We start from the raw sequence: 18,475 nt of genomic DNA, 5'->3' as shown, positions 1-18,475 counted from the left end.
GCGTCCTTTCCTAACCGCGCAGCCGCTGCATCGTGGGGTCGAAAAGCGGTTCCTCGGCGACGACGGCGCGTACGTACCGGTCGAAGTAGCCGATGGTCACCTCCTGGCCGGGGTCGGCCAGGTCGGCGGGCAGCCAGGCGTAGGCGATGCCGCTGCCGATCGTGTATCCGTAGGCGGCGCTGGTGACGTAGCCGGCCGGGCCGCCGTCGCGGTCGTAGACGGGCTCCTTGCCCATGACGACCTCGTCGGTGAGCAGGCAGGTGAGCTTGCGGCGTACCGACTCCTTGCGCTCCAGCAGTGCCGCCCGGCCGACGAAGTCGCCCTTGTCCAGCTTGACGGCGAAGCCGAGCCCAGCCTCGTACGGGTCGTGCTCGAAGGTCATGTCCGTGCCGAAGGAGCGGTAGCCCTTCTCCAGGCGCAGGCTGGTGAACGCGCCGCGGCCGCCGGCGATGACGCCGTGCCGCTGCCCGGCCTCCCAGAGCGTGTCCCAGAGCTTGAGTCCCATGTCGGCGGTGGTGTAGATCTCCCAGCCCAGCTCGCCGACGTACGACAGGCGCAGCATGGTGACCGGGACGTTGCCGATGTAGCCGCGGGCGCCGCGGAAGTAGCGCAGCGCGGTCAGGTCGATGCCGGTCAGCGGCTGGACGAGGTCGCGGGCACGCGGGCCCCACACGCCCACGCAGCAGGTGCCCGCGGTGATGTCGCGGATGTGGACCGCGCGCGGTCGCCGCCGGTCCAGCCAGTCGAGGTCGAGGTTGCCGTTGGCGCCCACCTGGAACAGCTCGGGCCCGAGGCGCGCGACGGTGATGTCGCTGCGGATGCCGCCGTCGGTGTCCAGGAGCAGGCAGTACGTCACGGAGCCGACGGACTTGTCGATGTCGCCGGTCACGAGGGACTGCAGGAAGCCCACCGCGCCGGGGCCGCTGATCTCCAGGCGCTTGAGCGCGGTCATGTCGTACATCGCGACGGACTCCCGGGTGGCCTGCGCCTCCGCGCCCACGATGGGCGACCAGTACTGCGCGGCCCAGTCGCCAGGCGCCGGGATGTCGCGGCCCTGCAGCAGCGGGGCGTTGGCGCCGTACCACTGCGGCCGCTCCCAGCCGGAGGCCTCCAGGAAGATCGCGCCGAGCTCCTGCTGGCGGGCGTGGAACGGACTGGTCCGCATCGGGCGTGGGCTTTCCATGGGCTGCAGCGGATGAATGATGTCGTAGACCTCGACGTAGTTCTGGCAGCCGCGCTCCCGCACGTAATCAGGGGCGATCTGGTGCTGCTCGAACCGGTTGACGTCGCATTCGTGCAGGTCGAAGGAGGAGCAGTGGCCGTCGACCAGCCACTCGGCCATGGCCTTGCCGACGCCGGCGGAGTGGGTGACCCAGACGGCCTCCGCCACCCAGAAGCCCTCCACCTCCCGCGACTGGCCCATCAGCGGCATGTGGTCGGTCGTGAACGAGAACAGGCCGTTGATGCCCTCCTCCACCTTGGCCGACCGCGTCCCGGGGAGCAGGCTCTGGGTCTCGGTCCAGGCGTCGGCGAAGTCGTCGGGCGTGAAGGTCAGCACGGAGGGCATGACCTCGGCCGCGTCCACCGAGAGGATGTCGTCGGGGCTGACCGGCATGGGCCGGTGGCCGTAGTAGCCGATGCCCAGCGTGTCGTACCGCTCCCGGTAGTACAGGTCGGCGTCCTGGTGGCGCAGGATGGGCCGGGTCGCCTCCTCGCTCTGCCCGGCCAGGTCAGGGACCTGCCCCGTCCAGGCCAGCTGGTGGGCCAGCGGCGTGAGCGGCAGCTCCATCCCGGCCATCCTGGCCACGCGCGGCCCCCAGATGCCGGCGCAGCAGACCACCACGTCGGCGGGGATCTCGCCGTGGTCGGTGACCACCGCGCTGACCCGGCCGCCCTCGGCCCTGATGTCCAGCACCTCGTGCCTGGCCAGCACCCGCACACCGCGCTCCATCGCCCGGGTGAGCTGCGCCTGGACCGCCTTGACCGCCTTGGCCAGGCCGTCGGTGGGGATGAACAGGCCGCCGAGCACCTTGCCGGGGTCCAGGAGCGAGTGCTTGGCCACGCACTCGGCCGGGGAGAGCAGCTGTGTCTCCAGGCCCCACGCCGCCGCCCAGCCGTGGCGGCGGTGCAGCTCGGCGAGGCGCTCGGGGGTGGTCGCCACCTCGAGGCCGCCCACCTGGAGGAAGCTGTCCAGTTCGACGAACTTCTCCACCGTGTAGCGGGCCATCTCGGTCATGGTCTTGGAGCCGTTGGTCTGGAACACCAGACCGGGCGCGTGCGAGGAGGAGCCGCCGGTGGCGGGCACGTCTCCCTGGTCGACCACCGTGACGTCGGTCCAGCCGCGGGCCGACAGCTCGTCGGCGAGTGCCGCGCCGACCACGCCGGCCCCGATGACAACGACTCTCGGGCCCGTCATAGCCACCTCCGTTGTTGCGGGATATGCAACCCAAAGCGCTTTCCGCAACAAGCGTCGCTCGCCGGATTGCGGGTGTCAAGGGGCGATCTGTCTAATTTCAGGCGGTGTCGCTGGACATGCGAACCCGGCCCGACCGCGCAGCGCGATCGGGCCGGGTCCGGCCGTGCCGTCAGCTCTTGGGGAGCCAGGCCTTGACCTTGTCCGGGTTGTCGGCCACCCACTTGGCGGCCGCCTCCTCGGCGGTCATCTTGTCCTCGGTGATGTACTTCGCCACGAGGTTCTGGTCGTCGTTGCCCCAGGTGAAGTTCTTGACCAGCTCGTAGGCGGGGCTGCCGGAGTCGGCGAACTTCTTGCTCACGATCTTGTCGAGTTCGTACGGCGGGTAGTCGCAGGCCACCTTGGCGGCGTCGGCGTCGCAGCCGGCCGTGTAGGCGGGCAGGTTGACCTTGACCAGCTTGAGCTCCGACAGGAACCACTGCGGCTCGTAGAAGTAGCCGATGAGCGGTGTCTGCTGCTTCTGCGACTGGCGGAAGGCCGTGATCAGCGCGGTCTCGCTGCCCGCGTAGACGACCTTGAAGTCCAGCTTGAGGTTCTTGACCAGGGCCTCGTCGTTGGTGACGAAGGAGGGGTCACCGTCGAGGAGCTGGCCCTTGCCGCCGGACTCGGAGGTCTTGAACAGGGAGGCGTACTTGTTGAGGTTCTTCCAGTCGGTGATGTCCGGGTACTTCTCGGCCATCCACGGCGCCACGTACCAGCCGATGACGCCCTTGTTGCCCGTAGACCCCGCGGAGACGGCGGTCTTCTGCTCGTCGATGTACTTCTTCTTCAGGTCGTCGTGGCCCCAGTTCTCCACGACCGCGTCGACCTCGCCGGTGCCGAAGCCCTGCCAGGCCACCTCCTCCTTGAGGTCCTTCTTCACGACCTTGCAGCCGAGGTTCTTCTCGGCCACATAGCCGATCACGGCGGCGTTGGCCTCGTACCCCACCCATGGGTTGATCGCGAGGTTGAGGGTCCCGCACGCCTTGGCGCTGCCGCTGCCGGCGGCGGGCGCGGCCGTCTCGCCGACCTTCGCACCCGCGCAGGCGTTCACCAGGAGGCCCATGCCGGCTACGAGCACGAGTGCCCTGATTCTTCTGCTTCTCGAATTCGTCACCTAGGTCCTCCTAGTGGTTCCCGGGCCGAGGGGGCCCGTCATCTGGCTATTGGTGCGGTTGCCCCCCGTGAGCGGCCGCGTCGGCGCGCTGCGTGGCGGCGCGCATGACGCGGTCGAGCACGATGCCGAGCACGACGATCGCGAGCCCGGCGGCCAGCCCCTTCCCCCGGAGCTGGTGCTGCGAGAACCCGGCCACGACGTCGTAGCCGAGCGCTCCCGCTCCCACGAGGCCGCCCACGACGACCATCGAGAGCACGTAGATGAGTCCCTGGCTCGCCGCGAGCGTCACGCCGCTGCGGGCCATCGGGAGCTGGACTTTGGAGATGAGCTGCCAGGCGTTCGCCCCCACCGAGGTGGCCGCCTCGACCGTGGTGGGGGAGACCCGCCTGATGCCCTCGGCGACCAGCTTGATCGCGACCGGCGCCGCGAAGACCACGGCCGCGATGATCGCGGTGAACCGCGTCGGGCCGAACAGGCCGAGGATCGGCACCAGATAGACGAAGGCGGGCATGGTCTGCCCGGCGTCGAGCACGGGGCGCAGCACGGTGTCGGCCCGGTCGCTGCGGCCCATCCACACGCCCACCACCACGCCGAGCATCATGACGAGGATCGTCGCGACCAGGGTGGAGGCCAGCGTGACCATGCTGTCCTGCCAGAGCCCGAGCAGGACCAGCAGCGCCAGGCCGACCGCGGTCGCCAGGGCCGCGCGCGCGTTGCCCACCAGCAGCGCCACGGCCACGGCCACGGCGAAGACCAGCCACCACGGAGAACCGGTCAGCAGCGACTCGAACGGGTTGAGCAGCCCGTTGGTGAGCAGGTTCTTGATCGCGTTGGTGAAGCCGACCAGGCTGTCCTGCACCCAGACGCTCGCCGCGTCGGCGGCGCGGCGCACGATGGGGCCGAGGTTGGCCTGCGCGGGGAACTCCGCCGCCCACACGTAGGTGTACGACAGATAGCCCAGCACCGCCGTGACGCCGAGCACGCCCGCCACCTGCAGCCGCCGCCGTCCGGGAGTGAGCAGCCGGCCGGCCCTGCGCTCGGCCTCGACCCGGCGGCTGGCCGCCGAGGTCACCCGGTCCAGCACCACCGCCATGATGACGATGGCCAGGCCCGCGTTGAACGCGGTGCCCACGTCCAGGGTCTGCAGCGCCTTCAACACCGTCTTGCCCAGGCCCGGCGCGTCGATGAGGGCCGCGATGGTGGCCATGGACAGGGCGGCCATGATGGTCTGGTTCACCCCGACGATGATCGTCTGCTTGGCCATCGGCAGCCGCACGTGCCGCAGCGACTGAGCGGTGGTGGCGCCCAGCGAGGCGCCGGCTTCGAGGGTGTCCGGCGAGACCTGGCGGATGCCGTGCGCGGTGATGCGGATGGCCGGCGGGATCGCGTAGATCATCGTGGCGACCGTCGCGCTGGCCGGCCCGATGAGGAAGAAGAGCGTGAGCGGCGCCAGGTAGACGAACGTCGGCATCGTCTGCATGAAGTCCAGCACCGGGGTGACCAGCCGGTGGAAGCGGTCGCTCATCCCCGCCAGCACCCCGAGCGGGATGCCCACGGCCAGCGACAGCACCACCGCGGTGAGCGTGAGGGCGAGCGTGTCCATGCTCTCCTGCCACAGCCCGAGCAGCCCGAAGGAGATCAGGCCCGCCGCCGCGAGCAGCGCCGCCTTCCTGTTGGCATACAGGTACGTGACCGCGGTCGCCACGGCCGTCACGCCCAGCCAGCCCAGCACGGGGACCGGGCGGCCGAAGGACGGCTGGCTGATCAGCGCCTGGACGAACGTCACGGCCTCGTCCAGGAAGAGCCGGATGTAGTTGATGAAGTAGAGGAAGAACGGGTTGCTGTTCCTGCTGTCGTCGATGGCGTCCATGCCCTCGCTGAACGAGGTGTGCAGCGGCGTCAGCTCGGCCCCGCCGAGTGCCAGCGTGTCGCGCCCGTTCAGCAGCGCCCACCCCAGCACCCAGACCGCCAGCACCGCCACGATCAGGAGCCCGCGGCCGCGTAGCCGCGTGGCCACCGCCGTGACCGCGGCCGTCACCGGAGCCATCAGGACTGCCCTCCCGCGATGACCTCAAGGATCTCGGCGCTGGTGACCACGCCCAGCAGGGCGCCGTCCCTGGTCACGCGGACCGGCCGGTCGGCCGACATCACGCTGTGCACCGCGTCCCGGATGACCACGTCGGGGCCCAGCTCGGGGCCGTCCATCGGCTCGCCGGGCAGCGGCTCGCGCATGATCCAGCGCAGCGTCAGCACGTGGGAGCGCGGCACGTCGCTGACGAAGTCCCGTACGTAGTCGTCGGCCGGCGCGCCCACGACCTCGTCGGGCGTGCCCATCTGGACCAGCTCGCCGTCGCGCATGATGAGGATGCGGTCGCCCAGCTTGAGCGCCTCGCTCAGGTCGTGGGTGATGAAGATCATGGTCTTTCCGACCTCGTGGTGCAGGCGGATGACCTCGTTCTGCATCTCGCGCCTGATCAGCGGGTCGAGCGCGGAGAACGGCTCGTCGAACAGCAGCACCTCGGGATCGGCGGCCAGCGCGCGGGCCAGGCCGACACGCTGCTGCATGCCTCCGGAGAGCTGGTCGGGATAGGAGTTCTCGAACCCGGTCAGGCCGACCAGCCCGACGACCTCGCGGGCCCTGACGTAGCGGTCCTGCTTGGGCACGCCGCGGATCTCCAGCCCGAAGACGACGTTGTCCAGCACGCACCGGTGCGGCAGCAGCCCGAAGTGCTGGAAGACCATGGCCATGCGGTTCCTGCGCAGCTCCCGGAGCCGTTTCTCGTCGGCCTTGCGGACGTCGTCGCCGTCGAGCAGGATCTCGCCGGCCGTGGGCTCGATCAGCCTGGTGAGGCAGCGGACCAAGGTGGACTTGCCCGAGCCGGACAGGCCCATGACCACGAACACCTCGCCCCGGCGTACCGAGAAGGACACGTCGCGGACGGCGGCGACGCAGCCGGTCTGTTCCTTCAGTTCCGTGCGGCTGAGCGTGCTGCCGACTACGCGGTCGGCCTTGGGCCCGAACACCTTCCAGAGCCCCTTCACCTCGAGGATGGGGGGTGTCTCGGTGCCGAGCGGCGTGCGTTCGGTCAGTGACGGTACGGTCATGACCACCTCTTGGTCGTCAGGCGTCAGTTCGCTGGGAACCACCGCTGGGGGCGTGGGCGGATGTTCTGCCAGACATGCTTGATCTCGCGATACTCGTCGAGACCGGTGGGCCCGAGCTCACGGCCGATGCCTGACTGCTTGAAGCCACCCCACTCGGCCTGCGGCACGTAGGGGTGGTAGTCGTTGATCCACACCGTGCCGTGCCGCAGCCGGCCCGCGACCCGCTGCGCCTTGCCGGCGTCCTGGGTCCAGACGGCGCCGGCCAGGCCGTACTCGGTGTCGTTGGCGAGGCGCACGGCCTCGTCCTCGGTGGTGAAGCGCTCCACGGTCAGCACGGGGCCGAAGGACTCCTCGCGCACCACGCGCATGCCCTGCTTGCACTCGTCGAGCACGGTCGGGCGGTAGAAGAAGCCGGGGCCTTCCACGCGGTGGCCGCCGCAGCGCAGGACCGCGCCCTCGGCCAGGCCCGCCGCCACGTACTCCTCGACCTTGGCGAGGTGCGCGGCGGAGATCAGCGGGCCGGTGTGCGCGTCCGGGTCGAAGGGGCCGCCCAGGCGGATCAGCTCCGCGCGCCGGACGACCTCGTCCACGAAGGCGTCGTGCAGACGGTCCTCGACGAGGAGGCGGGCGCCGGCCGAGCAGACCTGGCCCGAGTGCAGGAACACCGCGGTGAGGGCGAAGTCGATCGCGGTCTCGAGGTCGGCGTCGGCGAAGACGATGTTGGGGTTCTTGCCGCCCAGCTCGAGCGCCACCCGTTTGACGGTGGCCGCGGCGGCCGCCATGATGCGGCGTCCCGTGGCCACGCCGCCGGTGAACGACACCAGGTCCACGGCCGGGTGCTCGGCCAGCGGCGCTCCCACCTCGGGACCCGCGCCGAGCACCAGGTTGGCCACTCCGGGAGGCAGGCCTGCTTCCTCCAATGCGCGCATCAGCAGGATCGAGGTGCTGGGCGTGAGCTCGCTGGGCTTCAGCACGAAGGTGTTGCCGGCGGCGAGTGCGGGGGCGACCTTCCACGTCGCCTGCAGCAGCGGATAGTTCCACGGCGTGATCAGGGCGCAGACGCCGACGGGTTCGTGGACGATGCGGCTGATGGCGTCGTCCCGGCCGGTGTCGATCACCCGCCCGGCGTCGGTGCCCGCCACCCCGGCGAAGTAACGCAGGGAGGCGATGGAGTCGTCGACGTCGTACTCGCTCTCCACGAGCCGTTTGCCGGTGTCGCCTGACTCGGCCTTCGCGAAGCTGTCGCGGTCGCGTTCCAGCAGGTCAGCTACCCTGTTCAGGAGTGCGCCCCGCTCGCGGGCGGGGGTCTGCGGCCAGGGGCCCGCGTCGAAGGCGTGCCGGGCGGCCTCGATCGCCCGCCCGGTGTCGGCCGCCGTGGCCTCCGCCACCGTGGCCACCCGGCCGCCGTCGGCGGGCGAGTGGATGTGCCGCAGGCCACCGGCGATCGGCCTCGCCCACGTTCCACCGATGTAGAGGTCGGTCATCGGGCACATCCCTGATCGTTGCGCATGGCGCAAGCTTGTGCTTAATGAGGAACAGGATTGACCGGCCGCCGGGGGTTCGTCAAGGCCTTGAGGGAATCACTGACCGAAACTATGTGTTGTGATGGGTTTTGCCCGGCGTTGGATGACATTTCACCTCTTGACGGACGCACTGCTCTGCGTTCACGCTGTTGCGTATAACTAACTCATTTGCGTAATACGCAACACAAGGAGGAGCGATGGCTCCTGGGCGCGAGTTCATCCTCACCGTCTCCTGCGCCGACAAGCCGGGCATCGTCTACGCCGTGAGCAGCTTCCTCATCCAGCACGGCGGGAACATGCTGCAGAGCAAGCAGTTCAACGACCGCAAGGGCGGCGGCTTCTTCATGCGCGTGCACTTCACCTCCCAGGACACCCTGGAGGAGCTGCGCGAGGGGTTCGCCTACGTCGCGGCGTCCTGCCAGATGACCTGGCAGCTCAAGGACGCGGCCACCCCGACCCGTACGCTGATCATGGTGTCGAAGTTCGGTCACTGCATGAACGACCTGCTCTTCCGCCGCCAGGTCGGCGGCCTGAACATCGAGATCCCCGCGGTGGTCTCCAACCACCCGGACCTCGAGCCGCTGGCCGCCTCCTACGGCGTGCCCTTCCACCACGTCCCGGTGACGTCGGAGGGCAGGGCGGAGGCGGAGGCCAGGGTGCTGGAGCTGGTCGCCGAGTACGACGCGGACCTGGTGGTGCTCGCCCGCTACATGCAGATCCTGTCGGACGACCTGTGCAAGCGGCTGGAGGGGCGGGCGATCAACATCCACCACTCCTTCCTGCCGGGGTTCAAGGGCGCCAAGCCGTACCACCAGGCGCACGAGCGCGGCGTGAAGCTCATCGGGGCGACCGCGCACTACGTGACGGCGGACCTGGACGAGGGGCCGATCATCGAGCAGGACGTCGCCAGGGTGGACCACGAGCTGGACCCCGACGACCTGGTCGCCGTCGGCCGGGACGTCGAGGCCCAGGTGCTCGCCAGGGCGGTGAAGTGGCACAGCGAGCAGCGGGTGCTGCTCAACGGCGACCGCACGGTCGTCTTCCGCTGACATCGCCGGACGTGAGGCGGTGGGGATCCCCCACCGCCTCTGTCGTCGTCTAGGAGCGGTGCCGGTAGAACTCGGCCGGCTCCGGCGGCAGCGGGGTGTTGCCGAGGATCAGGTCGGCCGCCTTCTCCGCCAGCATCATGACCGGCGCGTAGATGTTGCCGTTCGTCACGTACGGCATGGCCGAGGCGTCCACCACCCGCAGCCCGTCCACGCCGTGCACCCGCATGCTCTCGGGGTCGAGCACGGACATCTCGTCCACGCCCATCCGCGCCGTGCAGGAGGGGTGCAGCGCCGTCTCGCCGTCCTTGGCCACCCAGTCCAGGATCTCCTCGTCGGTCTCGACGGAGGGCCCGGGGGACAGCTCGCCGGTGCTGTACGCGGCCAGCGCGGGCTGAGCGAGGATGTTCCTGGCCACCCTGACGGCCTCCACCCACTCGCGCCGGTCCTGGTCGGTGGACAGGTAGTTGAAGCGCAGGGCGGGATGCCGCCGCGGGTCGCCGCTCTTGATCTTCACCGAGCCGCGGGCGTCGGAGTACATGGGGCCGACGTGCACCTGGTAGCCGTGCCCGCCCGAGGGCGCGGAGCCGTCGTAGCGCACCGCGATCGGCAGGAAGTGGAACATGAGGTTCGGGTAGTCGACGTCGTCGTTGCTGCGTACGAAGCCGCCGGCCTCGAAGTGGTTGGTCGCGCCCGGCCCCTTGCGCAGGAACAGCCACTGGGCGCCGATCCAGGGGTGGCGCCACTTCTGCAGGTTCGGCTGCATCGAGACGGGCTCGCCGCACCCGTGCTGGATGTAGACCTCCAGGTGGTCCTGCAGGTTCTCGCCCACGCCCGGCAGGTGGTGCACGACGTCGACGCCGAGGGGGCGCAGCTCGTCGGCGTTGCCGACCCCGGACAGCTGGAGGAGTTGCGGCGAGTTGATCGCGCCGCCGCACAGGATGACCTCTCCCGCGCGCACCGTCCCGCCGTCGTACTCGACGCCGACGGCCCGCTTGCCCTCGAAGAGGATCCGCGTCACGAACGCCCGCGTCTTCACGGTGAGGTTCGGCCGCTTCATGATCGGGTGCAGGTACGCTCTGGCCGCGCTCAGCCTGCGGCCCCGCCGGATGTTGCGGTCGAAGCGGGCGAAGCCCTCCTGGCGGTAGCCGTTGACGTCGTCGGTGAGCGGGTGGCCGGCCTGCTGGACGGCCTCGAAGAAGGCCGGGTAGAGCGGCGTGCTCGCCGGCCCCCGCTCCAGCGCCAGCGGGCCCTCGTGGCCGCGCCAGGGGGTGCCGGGGTCGGCCAGGCAGTTCTCCATGCGCTTGAAGTAGGGCAGGCAGTGCGCGTAGTCCCAGGTCTTCATCCCGGGATCGGCGCCCCAGCGCTCGTAGTCGAGCGGGTTGCCGCGCTGGAAGATCATGCCATTGATACTGCTCGAACCGCCCAGCACCTTCCCGCGCGCGTGGTAGATCCGCCGGCCCCCCATATGCGGCTCAGGCTCGGACTCGTACTGCCAGTCGTAGAAGCGGTTGCCGATCGGGAAGGGGAGCGCCGCCGGCATGTGGATGAAGACGTCCCAGGGGTAGTCGGGCCGGCCCGCCTCCAGCACCAGCACGCGGGTGGCAGGGTCCGCGGAGAGCCGGTTGGCCAGGGCGCAGCCGGCCGAGCCGCCTCCGACGATGACGAAGTCGTACTGCTGTGACGTCATGGTGCCTCGTCTCTCGCGCATTTCCGCGAATCGTAGCGTCATGTGCATTTCGTTGCACTACTCGCAACAGGAGATCTTTTCCGCACTTCAGCTCGCGTGAGTTCCTCACAGCACTTACAGTTTCGCTATGAGCAACGACTCGGGTAGTGGGGGCGTGCAGTCGGTCGATCGGGCGATCAGCGTGCTCGAGATCCTCTCCCGCCGGGGCGAGGCCGGCGTGAGCGAGGTCGCCGCCGAGATCGACGTGCACAAGTCGACCGCGTTCCGGCTGCTCGGCGCCCTGGAGGCGCGCGGACTGGTCGAGCAGGCCGAGGACCGGGGCAAATACCGCCTCGGTTTCGGCATCATCCGCCTGGCCGGCGGCGTCAACACGCAGATGGACCTCGGCCGGCGCAGCCATCCCGTCTGCCAGCGGCTGGCCGAGGAGATCGGTGAGACCGTGAACATCGCCGTCCTCCGCTCCTCCTACGCGGTCAACCTGGACCAGGTGCGCGGGCCGTCCGCCGTCACCGCCTACAACTGGGTCGGCCAGCTCACCCCCCTCCACGCGACCTCCAGCGGCAAGGTGCTCCTGGCTCACCTGGAGGACAGGCAGCGGGCGAAGCTGCTGTCCGAGGGGCCGCTGGAGGCCCTGACCGGCCGGACCATCACCGACGTGGCCGAGCTGGAGAAGCAGCTCGCCGAGATCAGGAAGACGGGCTACGCCTACTGTCTGGAGGAGCTGGAGGACGGGCTCAACACCATCGCCGCGCCCATCCGCTCCTACCACGGGGACGTCGTGGCCGCGGTCAGCGCCTCCGGCCCCGCTTACCGCTTCCCCGCCGAGCGCATGCACGAGCTCGCCTCCGTCCTCATCACAGGGGCCGATGAGATCAGCGGGCGGCTCGGCTACGCGGGCTAGCCCGTGCCAGCCGCACCACCACGCTCTTCGACGTCGGGGTGTTGGACGTCTCGGCCACCGAGTCCAGCGGCACCAGCACGTTGGTCTCGGGGAAGTAGGCCGCGCAGCAGCCGCGCGCCGTCGGATACGCGATCACCCTGAAGCCCTTCGCCTTGCGCTCGCCGTCCGGCCACTCGCTGATCAGGTCCACCACGTCGCCGTCGGCCAGGTCGCGCTCCGCCAGGTCGTCGGGGTGCACGAAGAGCACGCGGCGGCCCGCCTTGACCCCGCGGTAGCGGTCGTCCAGGCCGTAGATCGTGGTGTTGTACTGGTCGTGGCTGCGGATCGTCTGCAGCAGCAGCCGTCCCGGCGGCACCCGCAGCACCTCCAGCCGGTTGACGGTGAAGTTCGCCCTGCCGGTCGCGGTGGGGAAGCGGCGTTCGTCCCTGGGAGCATTGGGCAGCGCGAAGCCGGCCTCGGCCCGCGCGTTGAAGTCCGCGAACCCGGGGATCACCCGGGCGATGCGGTCCCTGACCGCGCCGTAGTCGCGCGCGAACTCGGCCCACGGCACGTGCGGGTCGTCGCCGAACAGCTCGCGCGCCAGCCCGCACACGATGGCCGTCTCCGACAGCAGGCCGGGCGCGGCGGGCCCGAGCCTGCCCCTGGAGGCGTGGACCAGGCCCATCGAGTCCTCCACCGTCACGAATCCCGCGGCATCGCGCTCGGTGCGGCCCAGCGCGGGCAGGATGAGCGCCCGCTCGCCGCACACGGCGTGCGAGCGGTTGAGCTTGGTGGACACCTGCACGGTCAGCCGGGTACGGCGCAGCGCCGCCTCGGTGACCTCGCTGTCGGGCGTCGCCCTGACGAAGTTGCCGCCCATCCCGAAGAACACCTTGACCGCGCCGTCGCGCATCGCGCGGATGGCCTCCACGGTGTCCAGCCCGTGCCGGCGCGGCGGGGCGAAGCCGAACTCCGCCTCCAGCGCGTCCAGGAAGTCCGCAGGCGGCTTCTCGTAGATCCCCATGGTGCGGTCGCCCTGCACGTTGGAGTGGCCGCGCACCGGGCAGACGCCCGCCCCCGGCCGGCCGACGTTGCCGCGCAGCAGCAGGAAGTTGACCACCTCCCTGATCGTCGCCACGGAGTTGCGGTGCTGGGTCAGGCCCATGGCCCAGCACACGACGACCGAGCGCGCGCCGCGGACCTCCCCGGCGGTCTCCTCCAGCTCGGCCTTGGACAGCCCGGTCGCCTCCAGCACGTCCGCCCAGTCGAGGGCGGCCAGGTGCCGCTCCCACTCCGCGAAGCCGTGTGTGTGCTCCTCGATGAACTCCCTGTCGGCCGAGTCGAGCAGCAGCAGCGACAGCGCCTGGAAGAGCGCCATGTCGCCGTTGAGGCGGATCTGCAGGAAGCGGTCGGCGAGCGCGGTGCCCGAGGCCAGCCCCGAGGGCCGCTGCGGGTTCTTGAACCGCAGCAGCCCGGCCTCCGGCAGCGGGTTGACCGCGATGATCCGCGCCCCGCCGCGCTTGGCCCGCTCCAGGGCGCTCAGCATGCGCGGGTGGTTCGTGCCGGGGTTCTGCCCCACGACGAAGATCAGCTCGGCGCGGTGCAGATCCTCCAGCGTGACGGTGCCCTTGCCGATGCCCAGCGTCTCGGTGAGCGCCGAGCCGCTGGACTCGTGGCACATGTTGGAGCAGTCGGGCAGGTTGTTGGTGCCGAAGCGGCGCACGAGCAGCTGGTAGGCGAAGGCCGCCTCGTTGGAGGTGCGGCCGGAGGTGTAGAACACGGCCTCCTCAGGGCCGTCGAGGGCGCGTAGCTCCTCGGCGACGATCCGGAACGCCTCCGCCCAGCCGATGGGCCGGTAGCGGTCCGAGCCCGCGTCCTTGTACATGGGCTCGGTGAGCCTGCCCTGCTGTCCCAGCCAGTGGTCGCTCATCGTCGCCAGCTCGCCGACCGGGTGGTCGGCGAAGAAGCCGGCGCTCAGCCGCCGCGTCGTGGCCTCCTCGGCGACCGCCTTGGCGCCGTTCTCACAGAACTCCGCCGGGCTGCGGTGCTCGCCCTCCGGCCAGGCGCAGCCCGGGCAGTCGAATCCGCTCTTCTGGTTGACCCGCAGCAGGGTGAGGACGGTGCGGCGGGCGCCCATCTGCTCGTACGCCATCCGCATGGCGTGTCCCACCGCGGGCAGCCCGCCCGCCCAGTCCTTGGGCGGGCCGACCTGGAGTCCCTCGTCCTCGTCCGCCATCGCTCAGCCGATCCGTTCCTGGACCCACTCATGGAAGGCGCCGATGTGGTGCTCGTTCGGTACCAGCACGCCGCCCTTGGCGTAGGTGCGCGAGCTCATACGCGGCTGGGTGCGCTCGCACGCCTCGAAGTCCTGCTCGTTGACGCGGTGGAAGAGCTCGACCGACTTGTCCAGGTCCTTGCCGCTCGCCACCACGCCGGGCAGGTAGAGCCAGTCGCACTCGACCACCGTGCGGTCGACGGCCATGGGGAACATCCGGTGCAGGATCACGTGGTCGGGCACCAGGTTCACGAAGACCTGCGGTTTGATGGTGATCGCGTAGTAGCGCCTGTCCTGGTCGTCGTTCACCCCGGGGATGCGGTCGAGCCCGGCGGACCCGTCGATGGTGAAGCCCTTGACCTCCTCGCCGAACTCGGCGCCGTGGCCGACGAAGTATTGCGCCGCGTAGCCGTCGGCGAACTCGGGCAGCACCTCGGTCAGCTCAGGGTGGATGGTCGCGCAGTGGTAGCACTCCATGAAGTTCTCGATGATGAGCTTCCAGTTGGCCTGGACGTCGTACACGATGCGCCGCCCGACTTCGAGGTTCGGCACGTCGTAGTTGTCGATCAGCTCCAGCGCTCCGAGTCGCTCGGTGACCGCGCCCAGCACGTCGGCCTCGAAGGAGGGCGGGTCGTCGGCCAGGCAGACCCACACGTAGCCGAGCCACTCCCGCACGTGCACCTTGACCAGGCCGTACTCGACCCGGTCCAGGTCGGCCATCTTGGTCAGGTTGGGCGCGGCGATGAGCTTGCCGTCCAGGTCGTAGGTCCACGCGTGGTAGGGGCACTGGAACGCCCGCTTGACCTCGCCGGACTCCTCGGTGCGGATGGTGGCGCCGCGATGGCGGCAGACGTTGTAGAACGCGCGCACCGACCCGTTCCTCGCCCTGGTGACGAGGATGCTCTCGGTGCCGACCTGCACGGTCTTGAAGGCTCCCGGCTTGCCCAGATCGGATGAGCGCACCACGCAGAACCACATCGACTCGAAGATGTTCTTCTGCTCAAGGGCGAAGATCTCGGGGTCGACGTAGTAGCGGCCGGGGAGGGTGGGGATCACGCTTGACGTGGTCACGGGAGTACTCCTGTGGGGTGGGCCGGGTCAGTGTCCTCGGCGGATCCAGTCCTCGAGTTGCGGAGCCTCGGCTCCGATGGTGGTGTCGTCACCGTGCCCGGTGTGCACCACCGTCTCACCGGGCAGGGTGAGGAGCGTCGTGCTGATCGACTTGATGATCGTCGGGAAGTCGCTGTACGACCTGCCGGTGGCGCCGGGGCCGCCGTGGAAGAGGGTGTCCCCGGAGAACAGGACCCCCAGCTCGGGCACGTAGAGGCAAACCGCGCCGGGGGCGTGCCCCGGAGTGTGCAGCACGTGCACGGCCGAGCCGCCGACGCGCAGGATCTGCCCGCCCGCCAGCGCCCGGTCCGGCGTGGCCGCAGGGTGCGTCAGCTTCCACAGCACCTCGTCGTCGGGGTGCAGCAGGACGGGCGCGCCGGTACGGGCGGCCAGGTCGGGTGCGGCGTTCACGTGGTCGTCGTGCGCGTGCGTGCACACGATCCCCGCGACCCGGCGGTCGCCGATCGCCTCGGCGACGGCGGCGGCGTCGTGGGCGGGGTCGATCACCAGCACCTGGTCGCCGTCGCCCAGCAGCCAGACGTTGTTGTCGACCTCCCAGGTGCCCCCGTCCAGGCTGAACGTGCCCGAGGTGACCAGATGCTCGACGCGCATTAGAGCACCACCACCGAGCGCAGCACGTCGCCGTGGTGCATCTTGGCGAAGGCCTCCTCGACGCCGTCCAGGCCGATGGTCTCGGTGACGAAGGCGTCCAGATCGAAGCGGCCCTGCAGGTAGAGCGAGATCAGCAGGGGGAAGTCGCGGCTGGGCAGGCAGTCGCCGTACCAGCTCGACTTGAGCGCGCCGCCACGGCCGAACACGTCCAGGAGCGGCAGCTCAAGGGTCGTCTCCGGAGTGGGCACGCCCACGAGCACCGCGGTGCCCGCCAGGTCGCGCGCGTAGAACGCCTGCTTGAACGTCTCGGGACGGCCCACGGCGTCGATCACCACGTCGGCGCCGTTCCCGCCGGTGAGCTCCCTGATCGCCTCGACCGGGTCGGCCTCCTTGGCGTTCACCGTGTGCGTGGCGCCGAAGCCGCGCGCCCACTCCAGCTTCCTGCCGTCCACGTCCACCGCGATGATCGTGGTGGCGCCGACCAGCCGCGCTCCGGCGATCGCCGCGTTGCCGACGCCGCCGCAGCCGATGACCGCGACCGAGTCGCCGCGGCTGACCGCGCCTGTGTTGACCGCCGCGCCGAGCCCCGCCATCACACCGCAGCCGAGCAGGCCCGCCGCCGCGGGGGAGGCGGCCGGATCGACCTTGGTGCACTGGCCCGCGGCCACCAGCGTCTTCTCGGCGAACGCGCCGATGCCGAGTGCCGGGCTCAGCGGGGTGCCGTCGGCCAGCGTCATCTTCTGCGTGGCGTTGTGCGTGTTGAAGCAGTATTGCGGCCGGCCGCGCAGGCACGACCGGCACGACCCGCACACCGCGCGCCAGTTGAGGATGACGAAGTCGCCGGGCGCGACGTCGGTGACACCGTCACCGACGGACTCCACCACGCCGGACGCCTCGTGACCGAGCAGGAACGGGAAGTCGTCGCTGATGCCGCCCTCGCGGTAGTGCAGGTCCGTGTGGCAGACGCCGCAGGCGAGCACCTTCACCAGCGCTTCGCCGGGGCCGGGGTCGGGGACGAGGATCGTCTCCAGGCCGACCGGCTTGCCCTTGCCCGTCGCGACCACGCCGCGTACTTCATGAGCCATTGATTCACTCCTGGTTTCAGACCGCGGTCTCCAACTGGCGGCGCCAGCGGGAGAAGAGGCGGACCTGGTTGACACCCAGCACGGCCACCGGCCGCTCGCCCTGCCGGTAGACGGCGAGGAAGCTGTGATCGGCCGGGTCGCCCTCCTCCACCACGACCGTGTCGGCGTGGCGGGCGTGCCCGACGAACTGGATCTTCACATCGAACTGGTCGGACCAGATGTAGGCCGGCCGCGGCCGCGCGGGTCGGGCGGCGCCGCCCGACAGCAGCGTCTCCGCCGCCACCGCGGCCCGCAGGCGCGCGCCGGTCCAGTGCTCGCACCGCTCGTGCCTGCCGAGCGCCGGATCGAACCAGGCCGCGCAGTCGCCGACCGCGACGATACCCGGCACCAGGGTGCCGCCACCCGCGTCGCAGATCACTCCGTCGCCCAGTCGCAGGCCGCTGTTTTCGAGCCAGGCGATGTTGGGCACCGCGCCGATCCCGACGACGACCACGTCCGCGGGCAGCAGGGTGCCGTCGGCCAGTCGTACCCCGTCGACCCGGGTCACGCCCGTCAGCGCCGTCACCCTCGCGCCGCGCAGCAGCCGGACGCCGCGCTGCTCGTGGAGAGCGGCGATGGCCTCGGCCATCTGGACTCCGACCACGCCGGCCAGCGGGATCTTCCCCGCCTCCACGAGCGTGACCTCCAGGCCCAGGGCACAGGCCGTCGCGGCGACCTCGGTGCCGATGAAACCGCCGCCGATGACGACGACCCGCTTCGCGCTGGCCAGGTCGTGGCGCAGCGCGCGGGCGTCGTCCAACGTCCGCAGGGTGTGCACCCCCGCCAGGCTCTCCGTGCGGGGAAGCCGGCGGGCCGAGGCGCCGGTGGCGATGACGATGCCGTCCGCCTCGACGTGCGTGCCGTCGCTCAGCGTGACGCGACGGGCGGCGGCGTCCAGGCCGGTGGCGGCCACACCGAGCCGCCACTCGGCCGCCAGCTCCTCGCCGTCGGCTTCCAGGGCCAGGTCGGACTCGTCCAGGACACCCTTGAGGAAGTCCTTGGACAGAGGGGGACGGTCGTAGGGACGGTGGAGCTCCTCGCCGACGAGGACCAGGCGGCCGTCGTAGCCCTGGGCGCGCAGCGCGCGGGCGGTCAGCAGCCCGGCGAGCGAGGCGCCGACGACGCAGACGCTCCTCACGCCTGCCCCTTCAGGGCGACGCCGGGAGGCAGGTTGGGAGGCGCGTCGGACGGCACGACGTAGACGACGTCGTCCTCGACCACCACGCGGTGTGTGCGGACGGGGCGCTTGGCGGGCGGCGCGTCCACCTTGCCGGTCCTGAGGTCGAAGCGTGAGGCGTGCAGGGGGCACTCGATCTCGCAGCCCTCCAGCCAGCCGTCGACCAGTGAGGCGTCCTGGTGGGTGCAGGTGTCGTCGATGGCGTAGATCTCGCCGTCCTCGGTGTGGAACACCGCGATGGGCGGATCGGCCTCGACCCGCAAGGCCTCACCTCGCGGCAGTGACGCCAGAGGGCACGCTGGAATCATCGAGTCACACCCCGGTTTCGCAAAGAGAAACGTCAAGCGCTATACGCAACAGCGTG

At 70.3% G+C, this 18,475-nt stretch carries 14 protein-coding genes; 2 read left to right on the top strand and 12 right to left on the bottom strand.

Annotation, left to right across the window (positions count from 1 at the left end; translation table 11 throughout):
• Positions 1-10 precede the first annotated feature (10 nt).
• From ACTWQA_RS36180 to ACTWQA_RS36160, 5 genes are all read right to left on the bottom strand, one after another.
• Positions 11-2,416, bottom strand: coding sequence for a GcvT family protein (locus ACTWQA_RS36180; RefSeq protein ID WP_443163466.1), 2,406 nt, complete (start codon positions 2,414-2,416; stop codon positions 11-13).
• Between the two features lie 169 nt (positions 2,417-2,585).
• On the bottom strand, positions 2,586-3,569 hold the full coding sequence (locus ACTWQA_RS36175) for an ABC transporter substrate-binding protein (protein WP_443163465.1): 984 nt from the start codon (positions 3,567-3,569) through the stop codon (positions 2,586-2,588).
• A 46-nt stretch (positions 3,570-3,615) separates the two neighbouring features.
• Complete coding sequence (locus tag ACTWQA_RS36170) at positions 3,616-5,616, bottom strand: ABC transporter permease subunit (RefSeq protein ID WP_443163464.1); 2,001 nt, start codon at positions 5,614-5,616, stop codon at positions 3,616-3,618.
• The gene (locus tag ACTWQA_RS36165) at positions 5,616-6,674 is read right to left on the bottom strand and encodes a quaternary amine ABC transporter ATP-binding protein (protein WP_443163463.1); all 1,059 of its coding nucleotides are present in this window, start codon (positions 6,672-6,674) and stop codon (positions 5,616-5,618) included. The genes ACTWQA_RS36170 and ACTWQA_RS36165 overlap by 1 nt, the downstream gene beginning before the upstream one ends.
• Before the next feature lie 23 nt (positions 6,675-6,697).
• On the bottom strand, positions 6,698-8,158 hold the full coding sequence (locus ACTWQA_RS36160) for an aldehyde dehydrogenase family protein (protein WP_443163462.1): 1,461 nt from the start codon (positions 8,156-8,158) through the stop codon (positions 6,698-6,700).
• A gap of 236 nt (positions 8,159-8,394) precedes the next feature.
• Between ACTWQA_RS36160 and purU the strand changes: the two genes are divergently transcribed.
• A complete protein-coding gene (gene purU, locus ACTWQA_RS36155; RefSeq protein WP_443163461.1) occupies positions 8,395-9,246 on the top strand; it encodes a formyltetrahydrofolate deformylase in 852 nt (283 codons plus the stop codon).
• Positions 9,247-9,295: 49 nt separating this feature from the next.
• Here purU and betA read toward each other — a convergent pair whose 3' ends face one another.
• Positions 9,296-10,954, bottom strand: coding sequence for a choline dehydrogenase (gene betA / locus ACTWQA_RS36150; RefSeq protein ID WP_443163460.1), 1,659 nt, complete (start codon positions 10,952-10,954; stop codon positions 9,296-9,298).
• A 106-nt stretch (positions 10,955-11,060) separates the two neighbouring features.
• Here betA and ACTWQA_RS36145 point away from each other — a divergent pair, with 106 nt between their 5' ends.
• Complete coding sequence (locus tag ACTWQA_RS36145) at positions 11,061-11,834, top strand: IclR family transcriptional regulator (RefSeq protein ID WP_327590424.1); 774 nt, start codon at positions 11,061-11,063, stop codon at positions 11,832-11,834.
• Here the strand turns inward: ACTWQA_RS36145 and ACTWQA_RS36140 are convergent.
• The 6 genes from ACTWQA_RS36140 to ACTWQA_RS36115 are packed head-to-tail and all read right to left on the bottom strand — an operon-like array spanning position 11,806 to position 18,419.
• A complete protein-coding gene (locus tag ACTWQA_RS36140; protein WP_443163459.1) occupies positions 11,806-14,049 on the bottom strand; it encodes an FdhF/YdeP family oxidoreductase in 2,244 nt (747 codons plus the stop codon). The genes ACTWQA_RS36145 and ACTWQA_RS36140 overlap by 29 nt on opposite strands.
• A gap of 3 nt (positions 14,050-14,052) precedes the next feature.
• Positions 14,053-15,159 carry an aromatic ring-hydroxylating oxygenase subunit alpha gene (locus tag ACTWQA_RS36135; RefSeq protein WP_443163458.1) on the bottom strand — a complete coding sequence of 369 codons (1,107 nt, stop codon included), beginning with the start codon at positions 15,157-15,159 and terminating at the stop codon, positions 14,053-14,055.
• 27 nt (positions 15,160-15,186) lie between these two features.
• Positions 15,187-15,810 carry an MBL fold metallo-hydrolase gene (locus ACTWQA_RS36130; RefSeq protein ID WP_327590427.1) on the bottom strand — a complete coding sequence of 208 codons (624 nt, stop codon included), beginning with the start codon at positions 15,808-15,810 and terminating at the stop codon, positions 15,187-15,189.
• Positions 15,810-16,895, bottom strand: a complete 1,086-nt coding sequence (locus tag ACTWQA_RS36125) for an S-(hydroxymethyl)mycothiol dehydrogenase (protein ID WP_443163457.1) — start codon at positions 16,893-16,895, stop codon at positions 15,810-15,812. The genes ACTWQA_RS36130 and ACTWQA_RS36125 overlap by 1 nt, the downstream gene beginning before the upstream one ends.
• Before the next feature lie 16 nt (positions 16,896-16,911).
• Complete coding sequence (locus ACTWQA_RS36120; protein ID WP_443163456.1) at positions 16,912-18,072, bottom strand: NAD(P)/FAD-dependent oxidoreductase; 1,161 nt, start codon at positions 18,070-18,072, stop codon at positions 16,912-16,914.
• A complete protein-coding gene (locus ACTWQA_RS36115) occupies positions 18,069-18,419 on the bottom strand; it encodes a bifunctional 3-phenylpropionate/cinnamic acid dioxygenase ferredoxin subunit (protein ID WP_443163455.1) in 351 nt (116 codons plus the stop codon). The genes ACTWQA_RS36120 and ACTWQA_RS36115 overlap by 4 nt, the downstream gene beginning before the upstream one ends.
• Between the last annotated feature and the right edge of the window lie 56 nt (positions 18,420-18,475).

The sequence above is a fragment of the Nonomuraea sp. 10N515B genome (assembly GCF_052245915.1).
GTDB lineage: Bacteria > Actinomycetota > Actinomycetes > Streptosporangiales > Streptosporangiaceae > Nonomuraea.
The sequence above is the reverse complement of the archived record's forward strand: the minus strand, read 5'-3'. Positions and strand labels throughout refer to the sequence as shown.

Excerpts from the sequence above, each read along its gene's own strand:
- ACTWQA_RS36180 (WP_443163466.1), bottom strand. The coding sequence starts at position 2,416 with ATGACGGGCCCGAGAGTCGTTGTCATCGGGGCCGGCGTGGTCGGCGCG.
- ACTWQA_RS36170 (WP_443163464.1), bottom strand. The coding sequence starts at position 5,616 with ATGGCTCCGGTGACGGCCGCGGTCACGGCGGTGGCCACGCGGCTACGC.
- ACTWQA_RS36165 (WP_443163463.1), bottom strand. The coding sequence starts at position 6,674 with ATGACCGTACCGTCACTGACCGAACGCACGCCGCTCGGCACCGAGACA.
- ACTWQA_RS36160 (WP_443163462.1), bottom strand. The coding sequence starts at position 8,158 with ATGACCGACCTCTACATCGGTGGAACGTGGGCGAGGCCGATCGCCGGT.
- purU (WP_443163461.1), top strand. The coding sequence starts at position 8,395 with ATGGCTCCTGGGCGCGAGTTCATCCTCACCGTCTCCTGCGCCGACAAG.
- betA (WP_443163460.1), bottom strand. The coding sequence starts at position 10,954 with ATGCGCGAGAGACGAGGCACCATGACGTCACAGCAGTACGACTTCGTC.
- ACTWQA_RS36145 (WP_327590424.1), top strand. The coding sequence starts at position 11,061 with ATGAGCAACGACTCGGGTAGTGGGGGCGTGCAGTCGGTCGATCGGGCG.
- ACTWQA_RS36140 (WP_443163459.1), bottom strand. The coding sequence starts at position 14,049 with ATGGCGGACGAGGACGAGGGACTCCAGGTCGGCCCGCCCAAGGACTGG.
- ACTWQA_RS36130 (WP_327590427.1), bottom strand. The coding sequence starts at position 15,810 with ATGCGCGTCGAGCATCTGGTCACCTCGGGCACGTTCAGCCTGGACGGG.
- ACTWQA_RS36125 (WP_443163457.1), bottom strand. The coding sequence starts at position 16,895 with ATGGCTCATGAAGTACGCGGCGTGGTCGCGACGGGCAAGGGCAAGCCG.
- ACTWQA_RS36115 (WP_443163455.1), bottom strand. The coding sequence starts at position 18,419 with ATGATTCCAGCGTGCCCTCTGGCGTCACTGCCGCGAGGTGAGGCCTTG.